We start from the raw sequence: 18,685 nt of genomic DNA on the forward strand, positions 1-18,685 counted from the left end.
CGCCGGCCCGCTACTCGACGGTGACGGACTTCGCGAGGTTCCGCGGCTGGTCGACGTCGTGACCCATGGCGGTGGCCAGCTCGCAGGCGAACAGCTGGAGGGGTACGACGGCGAGCAGGGGCTGCAGCAGCACCGGGACCTTCGGCAGCTCGATCACGGTGTCCGCGACCGAGGCGACCGAGCGGTCCCCCTCCTCCGCGAGGCAGATCGTCCGGGCCCCGCGGGCGCGGACCTCCTGGATGGCCGAGAGCATCTTCCCGTGCAGCTGGTCGCGGCCCTTGGGCGGCACGACGCACAGCACCGGCAGCCCCTGGTCGATCAGCGCGATCGGGCCGTGCTTGAGCTCGCCACCGGCGAAGCCCTCGGCGTGGATGTAGGCCAGCTCTTTGAGCTTCAGCGCCCCCTCGAGGGCGATCGGGTAGCCGGCGTGGCGGCCCAGGAACAGCACCGTGCGCTCACCGACGTGGCCGCGCGCGAGCTCGTAGACCTCCTCGGCGCGACCCAGCACGGTCTCCATGTGACCGGGGATCGCCTCCAGCTGGTGCACCACGTCGGCGATCTCGTCACCGAAGCGGGTGCCCTTGACCTGCGCGAGGTAGAGCGCGAGCAGGTAGCAGGCCACCAGCTGCGTCACGAACCCCTTGGTGGAGGCCACGCCGATCTCGGGGCCGGCGTGGGTGTAGATCACCGCGTCGGACTCGCGCGGGATGGTCGAGCCGTTGGTGTTGCAGATCGCCAGCACCTTGCTGCGCTGCAGCCGCGCGTGCCGGATCGCCTGCAGGGTGTCGGCGGTCTCCCCGGACTGGCTGATCGCGACGACCAGCGTGGAGTAGTCGAGGATCGGGTCGCGATAGCGGAACTCCGAGGACAGCTCGACCTCGACCGGGATGCGGCACCAGTGCTCGATGGCGTACTTGGCGACCATGCCGGCGTAGAACGAGGTGCCGGCCGCGATGATGATGATCTTGTCGATGTCGCGCAGCTCCTGGTCCGAGAGCCGCATCTCGTCCAGCTGCAGCTCACCGGTGCGCGTGCGACGCCCCAGCAGCGAGTCGGCCACCGCGTGCGGCTGCTCGAAGATCTCCTTGCGCATGAACCAGTCGTGGCCGTCCTTCTCGGCCGCCGACAGGTCCCAGTCCACGTGGTAGGCCTTCGCCTCCACCTCGCCACCCTCGAAGTCGGTCACCGACACCCCGTCACGGGTGATCGTGACGACCTGGTCCTGGCCCAGCTCCAGCGCCTCGCGGGTGTGCTCGATGAACGCCGCCACGTCGGAGCCGAGGAAGTTCTCCCCCTCGCCCACGCCGACCACCAGCGGGGAGTTGCGGCGTGCGGCCACGACCCGGTCGGGGTCCTCGGCGTCGACGGCGACCAGCGTGAACGCGCCCTCGAGCATCTGACAGACCCGCTGCATCGCGGTCGTGAGGTCCTCCCCCGAGGCGACCTGCAGCTCCAGCAGGTGCGCGGCGACCTCGGTGTCGGTCTCGGAGACCAGCTGGTGGTCGTCGTCCTCGAGCCGGGCCCGGAGGTCGTCGAAGTTCTCGATGATGCCGTTGTGGACCACCGCCACGCGGCGCTCGTGGCCCAGGTGCGGGTGGGCGTTGCGGTCGTTGGGGGCGCCGTGGGTCGCCCAGCGGGTGTGCCCGATGCCGATCGTGGTGCCCGGCAGCGGCTCCTCGGAGATCTCCTTCTCCAGGTTCGCCAGCTTGCCCGCGCGCTTGCGCCACTCGATGCGCCCCGCGTCGACGAGGGCGATTCCGGCGGAGTCGTAGCCGCGGTACTCCAGCCGCCGCAGCCCCTCCACCACGACGTCCTGCGCGGACCGATGCCCGACATACCCGACGATCCCGCACATGGCCCGGGAGTCTACGCAACCTGTGGGTCGGTCCCCGCACTCCCGGCGCGCCCTGCCAGACTGACCGCCATGTCCTCCCCCGGCCGGGGCCCCCAGCAGGGTCACGACGACAGCGGGCGGGAGCCGTCACCCTTCATCGAGCTCGACCGTGCGGCCTGGGCCGCGCTGGCCGCCGAGACCGAGAGCCCGCTCACGGCCGAGGAGGTACGCCGGCTCCGCGGGCTCGGCGACTCCCTCGACATCGAGGAGGTCCGCGAGGTCTACCTCCCCCTGTCCCGCCTGCTCTCGATGTACGTCGGCTCCGCGGGCCGGCTGCACCGCAAGCAGGAGGAGTTCCTGCAGCGACCGGTGCCGCCGCGCACACCGTTCGTGATCGGCCTGGCCGGCTCGGTGGCGGTCGGCAAGTCCACGACCGCGCGCGTGCTCCAGCAGATGCTGGCCCACTGGCCCGAGCACCCCAACGTCGCGCTGGTGACCACCGACGGGTTCCTCTACCCCAACGCCGAGCTCGAGCGCCGGGGCATCCTGCAGCGCAAGGGCTTCCCGGAGTCCTACGACCGCCGCGCGCTGCTGCGGTTCGTCGTGGACATCAAGTCCGGCAAGGACGAGATCGAGGCGCCGACGTACTCCCACCTCGTCTACGACGTCGTCCCCGACGAGAAGATCGTCATCAACCGCCCCGACGTCGTGATCATCGAGGGCCTCAACGTGCTCCAGCCCGCGCGGGTGCGCGAGGACGGCCGCACCGGCCTGGCGGTCAGCGACTTCTTCGACTTCTCCGTCTACGTCGACGCCGGCACCTCCCACATCCGCCAGTGGTACGTCGAGCGGTTCATGCGGCTGCGGGAGACGGCGTTCCGCGACCCGGGGTCCTACTTCGGCAAGTACGTCGACCTCGACCACGAGGCCGCGCTCGCCGAGGCGGCCCGCATCTGGGACACCATCAACGGCCCCAACCTCACCGACAACGTGCTCCCGACCCGCTCGCGGGCGACGCTCGTGCTGCGCAAGGACCGCGACCACTCGGTGCGCTACGTCCGGCTCCGCAAGCTCTGAGCCACCCGCAGCACCCGCTCATCTGAACCCCGTCGAGGCCAGGATGAGCTCGGCCCTCGCGTCGTCGATGGCCCCCGCGGCCCCGACGTCGCGCACCAGCACCACCGTGACCCCGCTGCGGGTGAGCAGGCTGGCGTGCCCCCGCGGCGGCTGGCAGGGCGCGTCGAGGCGCCCCTCCACCGCCAGGTCCGTACGACGCCCGACCGGCGCCCCCACGTCCGACCGGGTCGGCGCCGACCCGACCGCGGCCGCGAGCCCCCGCGACCACGCCCGGACCAGCTCATCGTGGTCGCCGCGCACCACGCCCACGAACCCGCGCGACGACCCCGGCACGTCGGGGCACGCCCCGGGAGCCAGCAGCGCCGCCCCCGCCACCGACGCCGCCACCGAGCCATCGACGTCGCGGTAGAGCAGCCGCTCCCCCGGCGGCAGCACCTCAGTCCCGGCCGGCAGCCGCACCAGCAGGCCGTGCCGCTCCAGCACCGGGCCCGCAGCCCCGGGACCGGCGGCCCCCAGCACCACGGCCGTGCACAGCACGAGACCGGCCGTCAGCGAGGCCAGCAGCCACACCGACGACCGCGCCGACCACCGCCACGATCCCGAGAGCACGGCACAGGTCTACGCCAGATCGCCGACAGCCGCGAGCGCCCCTCCACAGGCCCAGCGGAAGGAGGGCCGGAGGAGGGGCGCTACACCACGTCCCGCGCGAAGGTGGTCAGCCGCCCGGCGAACGTGAGGGCGGCGGCGTACCCGAGCAGGACGAGCGCCCCGGCCCACGCCGGCAGCAGGTCGACGTCGCCCATCTGGCTGACCAGGCTGGCCCCGACGACGGCGTCGGCAGCGGCGCCGGGCAGGTAGGCGGAGACGACCGAGAGCCCGTCGACCGCGCCGAGGGCGAGGCGGGCGATCGGCTCGACGAACTGGGTGAAGGCGAGGATCGCGACCACGGCGGCCACCTGGTGCGGCACGACCGCGCCGAAGCCGGTGCCGAGGACGGCCCACAGACCCGTCACGAGCACGCCCAGCAGCAGCGCCCGCACGACCTGCGGGTCGCCGAGGAACGCGCCGTCACCGACCGCCGACAGCACCGGCGCCCCCGCGGCCACCAGCCCGACCACGCCGGCGACGCCGTAGAGCAGGCCGATGCCCGCGGCCAGGACCAGCTTGGCGCCGAGCACGACCCCGCGCCGCGGCTCGGCCAGCAGGGTCTGGGTCAGCGTCTTGTGCCGGACCTCGGTGGTGACCAGCAGCGTGCCGACGACCAGCGGGAAGACGTAGCCGACGGCGTTGAGCACGCCGTAGACCGTCAGCGCCGCGTCGAGCCCGCCCAGCGGTGGCGCCTGCCCCTCGGGTGCAACGGTGAGCGAGAAGGCCATCGCCGCACCGACGAACGCGAGGTAGGCCGCCATGCCCAGGGCCAGCACCCACCACAGCGCCGTGCTGGTCAGCTTGCGCCACTCGGCGGCCAGCGCCGCGGTGAACCTGCTCATGCCGCCGCTCCCGTCAGTCGCAGGAAGACGTCCTCGAGGTCCGCGCCCCGGGTGGCGAGCTGGTGCAGCTCCAGCCCTGCGGCGTACGCCGCCGCGCCGACCTCGGCCGCGGGCACGTCGGGCACCTCGTGCCCGGCACCGGTCGGCGCGCAGGTCCAGCCCCGCTCCGCGCACAGCTCGGCCAACCGCTCCGGCGTCGGCGTCTCGACGTAGGTCCGCGCACCGGCCGTCGCCGCCAGCTCGGACAGCGACGAGGCGTGCACCAGGCTGCCCCGGGCGATGACGACCACGTCGTCGACGGTGTGCTGGACCTCCCCCAGCACGTGCGAGGAGACCAGCACGGTCCGCCCCTGCGCCGCCAGGTGCCGCAGGAACCCGCGCAGCCACACGATGCCCTCCGGGTCCAGGCCGTTGGCCGGCTCGTCGAGCACCAGCGCCGGCGGGTCGGCCAGGAGCGCGGTGGCCAGGCCGAGGTGCTGCCGCATGCCCAGGGAGTAGCCGCCGACCTTGCGGTCCGCGGCGGCGGTCAGCCCCACCTGCTCCAGCACCTCGCGGCAGCGCTCGCGCCCCACCCCCACCTGCGGTGCGTACGCCGCCAGGTGGGCCGCTCCGGTGCGGCCGGGGTGGAACCCGGTCGCCTCGAGCGCGGCGCCGACCAGCGCGCCGGGCACCGGGTGCTCGGCGTAGGCGTGCCCACCGACGAGCGCCCGCCCGTCGCTCGGGCGCACCAGGCCGAGCAGCATCCGCAGCGTGGTGGTCTTGCCCGAGCCGTTGGGACCCAGGAAGCCGGTCACGCGGCCGGGCTCGACCCGGAAGGACAGGTCGTCGACGGCGCGCACCGACCCGAAGGACTTGCCGAGGCCCACGACCTCGAGAGCGGGAGCTTCCACCCACCCGACCCTAGCCGCGCGGGAGCGGCGAGCTCACCCCGAGTCGTTCAGGCCAGGGACAGGCGGGCACGCACGACGTCGGCGAGCCGGTCGGCCACCGCCTGCGCGCGCTCCTGCGTGGGTGCCTCGACCATGACGCGGACCAGCGGCTCGGTGCCGGAGGCCCGCAGCAGCACGCGGCCCTCTCCGCCGAGCTCGGCCTCCTCCGCGGCGACCGCGGCGAGCAGCTCGGCGTCGTCGGTGCGGTCCTTGTCGACACCGGGCACGTTGACCAGCACCTGGGGCAGGCGGCGCACCCGGGAGGCCAGGTCGCGCAGCGAGCGGCCGCTGACCGACATCCACTGCATCACGTGCAGCGCGGTGAGCAGGCCGTCGCCGGTGGTGGCGTGCCGGCTGAGGATGACGTGGCCCGACTGCTCGCCGCCGAGGGAGAAGCCGCCGGCCCTCATCGCCTCGAGGACGTAGCGGTCTCCGACCGCCGTCTGCTCGATCCGCACACCCGCGGCCGTCATCGCCTGGTGCAGCCCGAGGTTGCTCATCACGGTGGCGACCAGGGTGTCCTGGGCCAGGCGGCCCTGCTCGCGCAGTGCGACGGCCAGCAGGCCGAGGATCTGGTCGCCGTCGACGACCTGGCCGGTGTGGTCGACGGCGAGGCAGCGGTCGGCGTCGCCGTCGACGGCGAAGCCGGCGTCGGCCCCGTGCTCGAGCACGGCCTGCCGCAGCGCGGTCAGGTCGGTCGAGCCGCAGCCGGAGTTGATGTTCAGCCCGTCGGGGCGGTCCCCGATCGGGATGACCCGCGCACCCGCGGCGGCCAGCGCCTTCGGGCCGGCCTCGTGCGCGGCACCGTGGGCGCAGTCGAGCACCACGGTGAGGCCGTCGAAGCGCACGTCGAGGGTGTCGACGAGGTGCGCGACGTAGTCGGGGATCGTCGAGGCGTACGGCGTCACGCGCCCCACGCCTGCACCGGTCGGCAGGGTCACCGGGGTGTCCATGGCCGCCTCGATGGCCTGCTCCACCGCGTCGTCGAGCTTGTGCCCCCCGCGGCCGAGCAGCTTGATGCCGTTGTCGGGCATCGGGTTGTGGCTCGCGGAGATCACCACGCCGAGGTCGGCTGCGAGGTGGTCGGTGAGGTAGGCGACGCCCGGGGTAGGCACCACGCGCAACCGCAGCACGTCGACGCCGGCCGAGGCCAGCCCCGCCACGACGGCGTGCTCGAGGAACTGCCCCGAGATGCGCGTGTCGCGGCCCACGACGGCCAGCGGACGCCGGCCGTCGACCTGGCCGACGAGCACGCGCGCGGCAGCCTCACCCAGACGCAGAGCGAGGTCCGCGGTCAGGTCGCCGTTGGCGAGACCGCGGACCCCGTCCGTGCCGAAGAGTCGTCCCATGTCAGATCGACCTTCCTGCGTTGTGTGACGGAGTGCCTGGCAAGGCGGAGGAGGGAAGGCGGCCCGGGTTTGGCCGTCGACTGACGACAACGCCGCCAGGTGCCCGTCACACGGCGCAGGTCAGCGCTTGCTGAACTGAGGTGCCTTACGCGCCTTCTTCAGACCGGCCTTCTTGCGCTCGATCACGCGGGCGTCGCGGGTCAGCAGACCGGCCTTCTTCAGGGCCGGGCGGTTGGCCTCGACGTCGACGGCGTTGAGGCAGCGGGCCACGCCGAGGCGCAGGGCGCCGGCCTGACCGGTGATGCCGCCGCCGTGGATGCGGGCGATGACGTCGAAGCGGCCCTCGAGCTGCAGCTCGGCGAAGGGCTCGTTGACGACCTGCTGGTGCAGCTTGTTCGGGAAGTAGGAGTCCAGGGTGCGACCGTTGACGGTCCACACGCCGGTGCCCGGGACGATCCGGACGCGGGCGACGGCCTCCTTGCGGCGGCCGGTGGCCGCGGCGGGGGCGATGGTGGCCGGGCGGGCCTCGGCGTCGGCCGAGGGCGCGGACTCGGAGCTGTAGGCGATGCCCTGCTCGTCGGTGGTGTAGGTCTCCTCGACCTCGGTGGTCTCGGTGGTGGCGGAGTCAGCCATGGTGGTCCTCAAATCCTCTGCGGTGGCGATTACTGGGAGATCTGGCTGATCTCGAAGGGCGTGGCCTGCTGGGCGGCGTGCGGGTGGCTCGGGCCCGAGTAGACCTTGAGCTTCTTCAGCATCTGGCGACCCAGCTTGTTCTTGGGGAGCATGCCCCAGACAGCCTTCTCGATGGCCTTGCGGGCGTCCTTGTCCAGCAGCTCGCCGTACGGCGTGGAGGACAGACCGCCCGGGTAGCCCGAGTGGCGGTAGGCCATCTTCTTGGTGGCCTTGGAGCCGGAGAGGGCGACCTTCTCGGCGTTCACGATGATCACGAAGTCGCCCATGTCCATGTGAGGAGCGAAGGTCGGCTTGTGCTTGCCCCGCAGGAGGTTGGCGGTGTGGGTCGCGAGGCGACCGAGCACGACGTCGGTCGCGTCGATCACGAGCCACTCGCGCTGGACGTCAGCGGGCTTGGGGCTGTAGGTGCGCACGGCAGTACTACCTGTTCGTTCGTCGGTCCCGACCGGAGGCCCCGGCCGGGGTGGTGCTGCTGCGACCGCTGACGAACACGGCCTGGTTCGCACCGACCCACCCGGCTCCTGGTGAGGAGGTCGGGTGCGGCTCACGTCCAGATCTGCACGCCGGCCCGGAGGGCCAGCACGCGGCAGAGGTCGCGACCGACAAGACTAGGGCCGCCGACGGCGTACGCCAAAACGGTGCGAGGGCCGCTCCGTGGGACACCGGATTCCCGCTCGCGGGGAGAGCGGACTAGAGTCGCAAGGCGTGACCGAATCTCTGACCGTCCGTGACAACCGCACCGGACAGGAGTACGACGTCCCGATCGCCGACGGCGCCATCAAGGCCGCGGACCTCGGGAAGATCAAGACCGGTGACGACGCGCCCGGACTGGCCGTCTACGACCCCGGCTTCGTCAACACCGCCTCCTGCCGCTCCTCCGTGACCTACATCGATGGTGACAAGGGCATCCTGGAGTACCGCGGGTACCCCATCGAGCAGCTCGCCGAGGGCTCGACGTTCCTCGAGGTCGCCTACCTCCTCATCCACGGCTCGCTCCCCTCGAAGGTGGAGTACGAGCAGTGGGTCCATGACATCACCTACCACACGTTCGTCCACGAGAACGTGAAGGGCTTCATGGAGGGCTTCCGCTACGACGCGCACCCGATGGGGATGCTGATGGCGTCGGTGGGGGCCCTCTCGACGTTCTACCCCGAGGCCGGGATGATCCAGGACGCCGACAACCGGCAGATGCAGATCATCCGCATGATCGCGAAGATGCCGACCCTGGGCGCCTGGTCGTTCCGCCACGCGCAGGGCAAGCCGTTCGTCTACCCCGACAACGACCTGTCCTACACCGCCAACTTCCTCTCGATGCTCTTCAAGATGAGCGAGAGCAAGTACGAGGCCGACGAGCGCCTCGTGCGAGCGCTGGACACCCTGTTCATCCTGCACGCCGACCACGAGCAGAACTGCTCGACCAACGCGGTCCGCTCGGTCGGCTCCTCGCAGGTCGACCCCTACTCCGCGGTCGCCGCCGGCATCGGCGCGCTCTACGGCCCGCTGCACGGCGGTGCCAACGAGGCCGTGCTGCGGATGCTGCGCCGCATCGGGTCGAAGGAGAACATCCCCGACTTCATCAAGGGCGTGAAGGACGGCAACGAGCGCCTGATGGGCTTCGGCCACCGGGTCTACAAGAACTACGACCCGCGCGCGAAGATCATCAAGAAGGCCTGCGACGACGTCTTCGAGGTCACCGGGGTCAACCCGCTGCTCGAGATCGCCCTGGAGCTGGAGAAGATCGCGCTCGAGGACGAGTACTTCGTCAAGCGCAAGCTCTACCCCAACGTGGACTTCTACTCCGGCCTGATCTACGAGGCCTTCCAGTTCCCGCCGGAGATGTTCACGGTCCTCTTCGCCATCGGCCGCACCCCCGGCTGGCTGGCGCAGTGGCTGGAGCTGACCCAGGACAAGGAGCAGAGGATCGCCCGTCCCAAGCAGCTCTACATGGGCGACCGCGGTCTCGACTTCACCCCGCGCGAGCAGCGGTGGGCATGAGCCACCCCGCTCCACACGGCACGACCCCGGACGCCGCGTCCGGGGTCGTCCCGTCTCCGGGCCCTGACGAGCCTCGCGTGCGCGGGGTGATCTGGGACCTCGGGAACGTCATCGTCGACTGGGATCCCTTCCACGCCATCGCCGCGGGCGTCGGCGAGGCCGAGGCGCGACGCTTCCTCGACGCCGACGACGTCGACTTCATGGCCTACAACCACGGCCCCGACTCCGGTGACTCCTGGGACGACGCGGAGGCGGCACTGGAGCTGAGCCACCCGCACTGGCTGCCGCACGCGCGCGCCTACCGGCGCCACTTCGAGCACTCACTGCTCGGGCCCGTCCCCGGCACCAGCGAGATCATCCGCGAGCTGCACGCCGCGGGCATCGGGCAGTGGGGCCTGACGAACTTGTCCGACGAGCTCTACCACCCCCACGCCCCGCGGCTGTTCCCCGTGCTGGGCCTGCTCGGCACGGTCGTCGTGTCCGGCACCGAGGGCGTGGCCAAGCCCGAAGCGGCCGCCTACGAGCTGGCCGTGGAGCGGGCCGGCCTGCCGGCGTACGACCTGGTCTTCGTCGACGACCGGGCCTCCAACGTCGAGGCGGCGATCGCCTGCGGCCTGCACGGCCTGGTCTTCACCGGGGCCGACCGGCTGCGCACCGACCTGCGCGCCCTGGGCCTGCCCGTCTGAGCAACGCGTTCGTCACCCGTCACAGGTGGTCCGGGACCACCAGCGCGTCCGGGTCCTGCCGCGGGGGTACGCCGGCGAGGGCCGCCTGCACCAGCGCGACGCGGGCCCGCAGCAGCACGGCCCTGCGCAGCCGCCCACCGCCGTCGGCGGACATCCGCTCGGTGACCGCCGCGGTGACCTGCTCGTCGGTGAACGTGGGGCGGGTGCCGGCGGCCACCTCGACGTCGGGCAGCGCGACGAGGACCGGGAGGACCTGGTCGCCGAGGGAGTCCAGCAGCTGGTAGCGCTGGTAGCGGGTCATCTGCGACCACACGACGTCGACGTCGCGGCGGCGGTTGGCCCGGCGCAACGCGAGGACGGACTTGGCCGCCGCCTCCATGGCCCGGGTCATCTCGTGCTCGGTGAACCGCATGGGCGCCAGGATCGCAGGAGCGGGCAGGGCACGCCAACGTCCCGGCCCGGCCCCGGGAGCGCAGAACGGGCGTGAGCCACGACCGGTGCCTGGTCGCGACCCACGCCCGTGGGCGGGGCGGAGCTCAGCCCTGCAGCTGCACCTTCCCCCGAGCGGTGCGGCCGCGAGTCGGGTCAACCGTCACCTTCGCCACGACGTCCTTGCGGGCCAGCATGCGCTTGCCCTTCTTGGTGAGCTTCACCGTGCCGGGCGTCTGGTGGTCGGGGTCGAGGACCAGGCGGCCCTTGGCCAACATCGTGCCGCCGACCTTGACCACGACCTTGCTCGTCCCCGGGACCGAGGAGAGGACCTGCAGCTCCAGCTTCCCGCCGCTGCGCAGCGCCACCCGCGGCAGCGAGACGTGGGTGCTGCCCGGCGAGACCAGCATCGACGCGGTGCCCTGGTTGTTGCCCGGGTCGGCGTCCTCGGAGGTCGAGGTCACCCGGGCCACGTTGGTCACCAGGAGCGGGGCGTCGGTGCCGATGGACTCCACGGTGGTGCGGTCCTTGAAGCAGACCAGCCACATGGTGACCTGCTGGTCGGTGCTCGAGGTGCTCTCGAACCGGAAGGCCCGGGTCTTCAGGCGCGGGTCGTTGCCGAGCACGTTCACCCCCGGCGGGGCGTTCCAGCCCGACACCATGCCCTTGGCGTCGTCGGGGCAGTGCAGCTGACGCTCGACGTTGGCACCGGCGGGCACGGTCGCCGTGGCCGTCTCGATCGTGTACTGCAGGTCGTGGGTGTGCCCCTGCGTCGCCGAGGTGGTCAGGTGCAGGCACCGGACCCTCACGGTCGCCGTGGTGGGGTCGTCCACGAGGAAGGTGAACTCCCACGTCCGGCCGCCGAGGGGCTCGGAGCCCACCAGCCACGCCTCGCCGCCGCTGAGCGCGTAGGTGGGGGCGATCGGGAAGGTGCCCTCGGTGGCGCAGGTGACGGTCATCGAGGTGGTGCCCGCGGGCAGCGCCTGGGTGTCGGTCACCAGGTCGGGGTCGGCGATCAGGTCGTGGGTGTGGCTGTTGCCCGTGCCCGCCTGGCTGTCGGCGACACCGGTCTCGGCCGGCAGGCAGGCGACGAACGCCTTTGCCTGGGCGCGGCCGGTCGCGTCGTTGCGGACGATCGCCTTCCAGGTGCTGATCGTCGGCGAGCCGGCGTAGAGCACGTGCACGTCGGAGGTGTCACCGGTGTCCTGGTCGACGTGGTCGATGCGCACCGACCCGTCGGTCACGATGCCGCCGTCGACGCAGTCCACGGTGACGGTGCGCGTCTGGCCGGGCTCGAGGTCGATCTGCTGCTCGGACTTGTACGGCGTGAGCCAGTGGTGCGACTGCGGGTCCACGGGGCGCCCGGCGCCGGCCGTCGGGTTGACGGTGGCCACGATCTCCAGGGAGACCGACTCGCCCGGCGCCAGGTCGCCCACGGCGCACGTCAGCACGCTGCCGGCGATCGAGCAGCCGGGGCTGCTGCTGACGTAGGTGACGCCCGAGGGCAGGTCGTCGCGGACCACTACGCCGGTGGCCGGAGCCGTGCCCTGGTTGGTGACGGTCAGCGTGTAGGTGACCTGGTCACCGCCCTCGGGAGCGGCGTCGGACACCGCCTTGGCGATCGTCACGTCCGAGCGCTCCGGGGTGCCGCCCGGTCCACCCGGGGTCGTCGTCGCTGTGGGCGAGGGCGAGGAGGTCACCGTCTCGGTGACGGTGGCCGTCGCCGTGGCGGTGGCCGTCGCGGTCTCGGTCGCGGTGGCCGTGGCCGTCTCGGTCACCGTCTCCGTGGCCGTCGCGGTCGCGGTGGCAGTCGCCGTCTCGGTCACCGTCTCCGTGGCCGTCGCGGTGGCCGTGGCCGTCTCGGTCACGGTGACCGTGGCGGTCGGTCCGCCGGTCGGCGTGGCCGACCCGGTCGGGGTCGGCGTCGGCGTACCGGTGCCGCTGCCGCTGGGGACGCAGGTGGTGTTCGGGAAGAGGCGCTGGTGCGTCTCGTAGTTGGAGGTCAGCTTGCGGGCGATGATCTGGCCGATGGTGTGGCCGGCGGACGCGACGTCGACGAAAGCGCGCGGGGCCAGGATGGTGCCGCCCCAGGCCGAGCCGACCTGGACGGTGAAGGTGTCCGAGCCGGTGTAGTTCCAGAGGATGCCCGGCCAGTTCTCCATCGTGGTGTCGCTGACCTGCTGCCAGCTGCCGCCCTGCTTGATCCACATCTGGCCGGTGACGGTCGGCGCGGCCCCGGTCACGTTGACCAGGATCTGCGAGCCGGCGGGGACGTCGTAGCCGATGCCCGCCTGCGAGGCCAGCTGTGCGGCACTGATCGTGAAGACGTTGTAGTCGGTGTTGGTGCCGCTGAGCACCAGCACCTGGTTGCCGCCGGCGGTGCCGACCGAGACCGTGCCGGTCGCACTGCTGGTCGCGAGGTCGTCGGAGAGACCCTCGAGGTAGGCGAAGCTCGCGGCGAAGTCGATCGGGTTGCTGGCGAGGTAGCTGCCGCCGCCGTTGAAGTTCACGCCCGAGGAGGGCACGACGTACGCCGAGCCCTTCTGCAGGTTGAACCACTGACCGTGGCTGCCGGCGATCACCAGGGTCGGCGCGCTGGCGGCGGACGTGAGTCGGGTGCCGACGGTCATGGCGGTCGGCAGGTCCCCGCCGTAGGCGATCGCGCCCTCGGACTCCGAGCCGCGGTGGCCGTCGGTCAGCACGAACTCGGTGAAGCCGGTCGCCGGACCCAGCGGCTGCGTCACCTCCGTGCAGCTCGTGCCGGTCGCCGAGCTGCCCTCGAGCAGCAGGCCGGGCACGAGCACCCCGGTGAAGGCGAGGACGGCGCCGGTGCCGGCGACGGTCAGCGCCCGGCCGGTGCCGGGCCGGTCGGTCCGCTCGGCCAAGTCAGCGGCACGGCTGCCGCGACGGGCGAACGGTCGCCCGGTGGTGACGGCGCGTGCGGACGCGCGCCGAGAAGTGCCCCCCAGCATGTGACCCCCCTGGTCAGTGGATGTGAGGCCACCGTGCCACCGGATCCGGCGATGTTGCCGTGCCGTGGAGGTCCTGTTGAGGAAGGGTGTTTGACGGGGACGAGGACGGGGCCCGGTGGTCTGGACCGGACCCCATCGAGCGGTCGTCGCCCCCTCAGTCCACCTGTCAGTTCACCTGGCGCGACCGGCCGTCCCAGTAGGGCTGGCGCAGGTCCCGCTTGAGGATCTTGCCGGTCGGGTTCCGTGGCAGCAGGTCGAGGACGTCGATGCTGCGGGGGCACTTGTAGTGCGCGAGGTGCTCGCGGCAGAAGGCGATCAGCTCCTCCTCGGTCGCGCTGGCGCCCTCGTGGAAGGAGACGACGGCCTTCACCGACTCGCCCCACCGCTCGTCGGGCACGCCGATGATCGCGACCTCCATGACCGCCGGGTGCTCGGCGAGGACCCGCTCGACCTCGGGGCTGTAGATGTTCTCCCCGCCGCTGATGATCATGTCCTTGAGGCGGTCCTCGACGAAGAGGTACCCCTCGGCGTCGAGCCGACCGAGGTCCCCGGAGCGGAACCAGCCGTCCTCGGTGACGACCTCCGCGGTCGCCTCCGGCTTGTGGAGGTAGCCCTGGAACCGCTGCGGGGTGCGCAACCAGATCTCACCCGGCTCGCCGGTCGCGACGTCCTCGAGCGTGCCGGGGTCGACGATGCGCACCTCGACGCCGGGGATCGCCCGGCCGGCCGAGACCAGCCGCTCGGGGTGCCCGTCGGGGATCGCCGAGCGGTGCTCGTCGGGCATCAGGTGGGTGACGACGCCGGCGACCTCGGTGAGGCCGTAGACCTGGATGAAGTCGGTGCCGGGCCAGGCCTCCATGGCCGCCCGCAGCAGCGGCGGCGGCATCGGCGCCGCGCCGTAGGTGTAGGTCTTCAGCGCCCCGAAGAGCTTCACCGCGTCCGGGCCCGACTGCAGCACCTGCGCCAGGACGGCCGGCACGAGGAAGGTGCGGTTGGCCCCGGCCAGGATCGCGCCGGCCAGCGACGCCCCGTCGGGCTCGCGGGTCATCACGCTCGGGATGCCGTCGTGGAGACCGAACAGGACGTAGGAGGAGCCGCCGACGTGGAAGAGCGGCATCGCCACCATCGACTTGTCGCCGGGGGCGAATCCCCAGCCGTCGTGGGCGTTGAGGGTGTGGGCGACCATGTTGGCGTGGCTGAGCATCACGCCCTTGGGGCGGCCGGTGGTGCCGGAGGAGTACATCACCAGGCAGGTGTCATCGGGTGAGACGTCGTCGGGGCGGGTCATCGGTTCCGCGCCGGCCAGCAGCTGCTCGTAGGCGTCGCCCTCGCCGCCCTCGGGGGTCACCTCGATGACGTGCTCGACGGTGGTGAGCCGGTCGCGGATCGCCTCGATGGTGGGCATCAGCTCGGTGCCGACCAGCAGCACCTTCGCGCCGGCGTCGTTGACCGCGTAGTCGATCTCGTCGACGGCGAGCCGGAAGTTGATGATGGCGTTGGCCGCACCGAGCGACCCCGCGGCCAGGCTGAGCTCCACGCAGGCCGGGTGGTTCTTGTCCAGGAACGAGACCGTGTCGCCCCGCCCGACCCCGAGCCCGTGCAGGGCACCGGCCAAGCGGCGTACGCGGTCGTCGGTCTGGGCGTAGGTCCAGGTGCGGCCGAGGTAGGTGAAGCACTCCGCGTCGGGCGTGGTCGCGGCCCAGTGCGCGAGCCGGTCGTCGACGAAGCGGGGCGCGGGGGCGTCGGAGGTGTCGATGAGGTCGGTGGGTGCGTCCGTCACGGTCATGCCGCGAGTGTGGTCCAGGTCACAGACTGACTCAAGGGCTGCCGATGGTTCTTCCCCACCACCCAGCGCTCTCTAAGCCGCTTCACAGGCTGGCTGCGCACAGTGGGGTCATGACCGAGACGCCCGACCCGCGACCGAGCGGGGCCACCCCCGAGCACCAGCACGAGCCGACCCGAGACCTGGGTCCGATCTGGGAGACCGAGCCGCAGGGGCAGCCGGCGTACGCCGCTCCCCCGCCGCCGCGCCGTCGCCGCGGAGCCGGGCTCGCAGCCGCCGTGCTGGCCACCTCGGTTCTCGCGGGCGGCGCCGCTGGCGTCGGCGGGGCCGTCGCGTGGCAGGAGTGGGGCCCGGAGTCGACGTCGGCGACCACCACGTCGAGCGGCACCGCGAGCGCCTCGCCCGTGCTCGACGCCGCACCGGCCCCCGCCGCGACCGACGGCTCGGTCCAGGCCGCGGCCGAGGCGGTGCTCCCCTCGGTGGTGAAGATCAACGTCTCCGGCAGCGGCGGCAGCGGCTCGGGCTCCGGTGTCGTGCTCACCGAGGACGGTCAGATCCTCACCAACCACCACGTGGTCGAGGTGGCCGAGGAGGGCGGCACGATCACCGTCGACTTCGCCGACGGCAGTCACGCCCGTGCCGAGATCCTCGGTTTGGACCCGCTCACCGACACCGCGCTGATCCAGGCCCAGGACGTCTCCGGCCTGACCCCGGCCAGCATCGGCAGCTCCAGCGCCCTGGCCGTCGGCCAGGACGTCGTGGCCATCGGCAGCCCGTTCGGCCTCGACGCCACGGTCACCAGCGGCATCGTCTCGGCGCTGGACCGTCCCGTCGACGTGGGCACCGACAGCGAGGGCAACGCCACGGTCTACCCCGCCGTCCAGACCGACGCCGCGATCAATCCCGGCAACTCCGGTGGACCGCTCGTCGACCTCGCCGGTCGGGTCGTGGGCATCAACTCCTCGATCCGCACCACCGGATCGAGCAGCCCGTTCGGGCAGACCAGCGAGGGCGGGTCGATCGGCCTGGGCTTCGCGATCCCCATCGACGAGATCATGCCGATCGTGGAGCAGATGGCCGCCGGCGAGGCGCCCACCCACGCCCGGCTCGGCATCTCGGTGAGCGACGTCGGGGTCGACGTCGGCTCGGGCGGCTCGGGGTCGGGACCGGGCTCGTCGTCCACCGAGGGTGCGCTGGTCGTCGACGGCGCCCAGGTGCGCACCGTCGGGGCCGGCTCCACCGCCGGCGAGGCGGGCCTGCAGGAGGGCGACATCATCACCGGCATCGACGACCGCGCGATCACCAGCGCCGACTCGCTGGTCGCGACGATCCGCTCCTACCGCCCCGGCGACGAGGTCACCGTGACCTTCGAGCGCGACGGCGAGGAGCAGACCACCACGCTCGTGCTCGACTCCGACGCCGACCAGTCATGACCTCACTCTGATCCCCGGATCCCCGACCTCCCGGTGGCGTCGCTGCGCCGGGACCCGGTCGGTGGGCGCGGCCCCTCCCTCCGTACCCGCCGATCACCACGACCCCCGTCCCACCGGTCCGTCTCCCGGGTGGGGCGGGGGTCGTGGCGCTGCTGGTGGGGAGGGTGTGGTCGGTGGGGCTGGTGGGGTCGGCCGGCGGGCGGGATACGACGCATCCGATCTCACCCTCAGCGCGCGCGCAGCATTCGTTGTGATGCGGACTATCTCCCCCGCGTGACTCCTGAGCCTCCTGTGACGGATGGGACCACCCCGGGTCAGAGCCGCCTCTGCAGCATCCCGCACCACTCGACCGGCTCGAAGCCCAGCGCCTCGTTGACCGCGACCATGTGGGTGTTGGAGTCGGCGTTCCAGGTGAGCACGTGGTCGACCGGGCCGGCGGGGTCCAGCCGGCCCGTCTCCTGCACCGCGCGCTGGGTCGCGACCTTCAGGGCCAGCCCGAGCCGGTGGCCGCGGTGGTCGCCGTGCACGAGCGTCCCCCACTGGTAGGCCCGCCCCGGCTCGTGGACCGTCGTCACCAGCTCGGTGTAGCCCACGGCGGTGCCGTCCGGCGCGATCGCGACGCAGCGGTACGCCGTCCGCCCCTGCGCCACGAGCAGCCGCTCGTTCTCGCGCACCGCCTCGACGTCCGCGGCCTCGGGCTCGACGTGCAGGTCGCCGGTCGGGGCCTCGCTGGTCAGGCTGGAGGTGAGCACGGCCCAGCTCTCCAGCAGGTCGTCGGGCACGGGCCCGGTCCACGACCGCAGCACGTAGCCCTCGTGCCAGGGAGCGGCCGACGCCGCCAGCTCGTCGAGCCGCTCGGTCGGCACGGGGCAGCGCAGCACCCTCTTCACCTCGACGTTGCCGACCGAGAAGCCGTGCCGCTGCGCGAACTCCACCCCCGCCTGCCCCACGCCGTCGCGCGGCGCCGTCACCGGCCACATCGCCTCCGCCGTCAGCACCGACCGCCCAGCCGCGGTCGCCTCGGCCTCCAGGTGCCGCAGCATCGCCGAGCCGTACCCCCGGCGCCGCCCCTCCGGCGGCACCGCGACGCCCATGTCCGCGGTCGCCAGGTTGTCCAGCTGCGGCAGCATCGTCATCCCCCACACGACCGGCCGGCCCTCGACGGTGCCGACGTACGCCGCGGAGGACACCTGGCGCCTCCCCGAGCGCAGCTCCGCGGTCAGCTCCGGCAGCGTCCAGACCGTCGCCAGATCGCCGTGGTCATGGCGCTCGGAGCGCTCGACCAGGTCGTGCCAGGCGGCGAGCGCCGCATCGTCGTGGACGTCGACGCGGGAGATCCGGACGGCCGGAGAGGGATCGGGGCTCACGGGACCGACATCCTGCCGTGGCGCCGCGACCCGGGCCACCGAGTTACGCGACCTCAGCCCCGCCCCAGCCGCAGCAGGTCGTCCAGGCTCACGCCGCCCCGCTCGGCCTCGAGGTCACCGACCAGCCCGAGGAGCAGCAGCGCCGTCGTCCAGGCGTCGCCGAAGGCGTGGTGCGCCCGCGCCGCCGGCACGTCGAAGCGCCGCGCGGCCCCCGCCAGCGTCACGTCGGCCCGCGGGCGACCGGCCCGCTCGTCGAGACGTCGCAGCAGCGCCAGCGTGTCCAGCACCGCGTCCGGTCGCAGCCCCCAGCCCTTCAGCAGCGCGACCTCCAGGGGCGCGTGGTGCGCCACCAGCACCCGCCCCGCCAGCAGGGCGCCGAGCTCCTCGCGCACCTCCTCCGGCGGCCGTCCGGCGGCCACGACGTCGGGGGTGAGGCCGTGCACCGCCAGCGCCCCGGCCGGCACCGGGTCGACGTGCCTGACCACGGCGTACCCGCACTCGGCGGCCCGCACCCGACCGTCGCCGATGCCCACCCAGCCCACGGACAGCGGCTGCGCGGACCTCGGCTCGGCGCTCGTGGCCTCGAAGTCGAGCACCAGCAGGTCGGCCTCGCGCCAGCCGGTCCCGCGGGCGGCCCCGATCGCCACG

The 18,685-nt window shown here is 72.6% G+C and carries 16 protein-coding genes; 4 read left to right on the forward strand and 12 right to left on the reverse strand.

The window, feature by feature from the left end; genetic code table 11:
* Positions 1 to 10 precede the first annotated feature (10 nt).
* Positions 11 to 1,855 (reverse strand): glutamine--fructose-6-phosphate transaminase (isomerizing), encoded by a 1,845-nt coding sequence (glmS, locus tag A6R01_RS13955; RefSeq protein WP_292606922.1) that lies wholly within the window; start codon positions 1,853 to 1,855, stop codon positions 11 to 13.
* Positions 1,856 to 1,924: 69 nt separating this feature from the next.
* On the opposite strand from glmS, the gene coaA reads away from it, so the two are divergent.
* The gene (coaA, locus tag A6R01_RS13960) at positions 1,925 to 2,911 is read left to right on the forward strand and encodes a type I pantothenate kinase (RefSeq protein WP_292606924.1); all 987 of its coding nucleotides are present in this window, start codon (positions 1,925 to 1,927) and stop codon (positions 2,909 to 2,911) included.
* Positions 2,912 to 2,929: 18 nt separating this feature from the next.
* On the opposite strand, the gene A6R01_RS13965 is transcribed toward coaA, so the two are convergent.
* The 6 genes from A6R01_RS13965 to rplM all read right to left on the reverse strand — a co-directional run bounded on the left by A6R01_RS13965 (position 2,930) and on the right by rplM (position 7,785).
* Positions 2,930 to 3,520, reverse strand: coding sequence for a hypothetical protein (locus A6R01_RS13965; RefSeq protein WP_292606927.1), 591 nt, complete (start codon positions 3,518 to 3,520; stop codon positions 2,930 to 2,932).
* A gap of 80 nt (positions 3,521 to 3,600) precedes the next feature.
* Positions 3,601 to 4,401: an ABC transporter permease gene (locus tag A6R01_RS13970; protein ID WP_292606929.1), complete on the reverse strand. Its 801-nt coding sequence runs from the start codon at positions 4,399 to 4,401 to the stop codon at positions 3,601 to 3,603.
* A complete protein-coding gene (locus tag A6R01_RS13975) occupies positions 4,398 to 5,291 on the reverse strand; it encodes an ATP-binding cassette domain-containing protein (RefSeq protein WP_292606932.1) in 894 nt (297 codons plus the stop codon). Before A6R01_RS13975 ends, A6R01_RS13970 begins: the two co-directional genes overlap by 4 nt.
* Before the next feature lie 47 nt (positions 5,292 to 5,338).
* Positions 5,339 to 6,679 carry a phosphoglucosamine mutase gene (gene glmM / locus A6R01_RS13980; RefSeq protein ID WP_292606935.1) on the reverse strand — a complete coding sequence of 447 codons (1,341 nt, stop codon included), beginning with the start codon at positions 6,677 to 6,679 and terminating at the stop codon, positions 5,339 to 5,341.
* Between the two features lie 120 nt (positions 6,680 to 6,799).
* Positions 6,800 to 7,312 carry a 30S ribosomal protein S9 gene (gene rpsI, locus A6R01_RS13985; protein ID WP_292606937.1) on the reverse strand — a complete coding sequence of 171 codons (513 nt, stop codon included), beginning with the start codon at positions 7,310 to 7,312 and terminating at the stop codon, positions 6,800 to 6,802.
* Positions 7,313 to 7,341: 29 nt separating this feature from the next.
* Positions 7,342 to 7,785 carry a 50S ribosomal protein L13 gene (gene rplM, locus A6R01_RS13990; RefSeq protein WP_292606939.1) on the reverse strand — a complete coding sequence of 148 codons (444 nt, stop codon included), beginning with the start codon at positions 7,783 to 7,785 and terminating at the stop codon, positions 7,342 to 7,344.
* Between the two features lie 292 nt (positions 7,786 to 8,077).
* On the opposite strand from rplM, the gene A6R01_RS13995 reads away from it, so the two are divergent.
* Together A6R01_RS13995 and A6R01_RS14000 are read left to right on the forward strand one after the other, a co-directional pair.
* A complete protein-coding gene (locus A6R01_RS13995) occupies positions 8,078 to 9,367 on the forward strand; it encodes a citrate synthase (protein ID WP_292606940.1) in 1,290 nt (429 codons plus the stop codon).
* A 77-nt stretch (positions 9,368 to 9,444) separates the two neighbouring features.
* Entirely contained in the window at positions 9,445 to 10,053 is a 609-nt protein-coding gene (locus A6R01_RS14000; RefSeq protein WP_292606943.1) for an HAD family phosphatase, read from the forward strand.
* A 19-nt stretch (positions 10,054 to 10,072) separates the two neighbouring features.
* Here the strand turns inward: A6R01_RS14000 and A6R01_RS14005 are convergent, their stop codons facing one another.
* The 3 genes from A6R01_RS14005 to A6R01_RS14015 all read right to left on the reverse strand — a co-directional run bounded on the left by A6R01_RS14005 (position 10,073) and on the right by A6R01_RS14015 (position 15,240).
* A complete protein-coding gene (locus A6R01_RS14005) occupies positions 10,073 to 10,465 on the reverse strand; it encodes a hypothetical protein (RefSeq protein WP_292606945.1) in 393 nt (130 codons plus the stop codon).
* A gap of 124 nt (positions 10,466 to 10,589) precedes the next feature.
* Positions 10,590 to 13,454 carry a choice-of-anchor A family protein gene (locus A6R01_RS14010; RefSeq protein ID WP_292606949.1) on the reverse strand — a complete coding sequence of 955 codons (2,865 nt, stop codon included), beginning with the start codon at positions 13,452 to 13,454 and terminating at the stop codon, positions 10,590 to 10,592.
* 166 nt (positions 13,455 to 13,620) lie between these two features.
* On the reverse strand, positions 13,621 to 15,240 hold the full coding sequence (locus A6R01_RS14015; protein WP_292606952.1) for a long-chain-fatty-acid--CoA ligase: 1,620 nt from the start codon (positions 15,238 to 15,240) through the stop codon (positions 13,621 to 13,623).
* A gap of 110 nt (positions 15,241 to 15,350) precedes the next feature.
* Between A6R01_RS14015 and A6R01_RS14020 the strand changes: the two genes are divergently transcribed.
* On the forward strand, positions 15,351 to 16,670 hold the full coding sequence (locus tag A6R01_RS14020; protein ID WP_292606954.1) for a trypsin-like peptidase domain-containing protein: 1,320 nt from the start codon (positions 15,351 to 15,353) through the stop codon (positions 16,668 to 16,670).
* 314 nt (positions 16,671 to 16,984) lie between these two features.
* Here A6R01_RS14020 and A6R01_RS14025 read toward each other — a convergent pair whose 3' ends face one another.
* Together A6R01_RS14025 and A6R01_RS14030 are read right to left on the reverse strand one after the other, a co-directional pair.
* A complete protein-coding gene (locus tag A6R01_RS14025; RefSeq protein ID WP_292606957.1) occupies positions 16,985 to 18,037 on the reverse strand; it encodes a GNAT family N-acetyltransferase in 1,053 nt (350 codons plus the stop codon).
* A gap of 53 nt (positions 18,038 to 18,090) precedes the next feature.
* On the reverse strand, positions 18,091 to 18,684 hold the full coding sequence (locus A6R01_RS14030) for a 3'-5' exonuclease (RefSeq protein ID WP_292606961.1): 594 nt from the start codon (positions 18,682 to 18,684) through the stop codon (positions 18,091 to 18,093).
* Position 18,685: the final 1 nt, after the last annotated feature.

The sequence above is a fragment of the Nocardioides sp. REDSEA-S30_B4 genome, from assembly GCF_001627265.1.
Lineage (GTDB): Bacteria > Actinomycetota > Actinomycetes > Propionibacteriales > Nocardioidaceae > Nocardioides.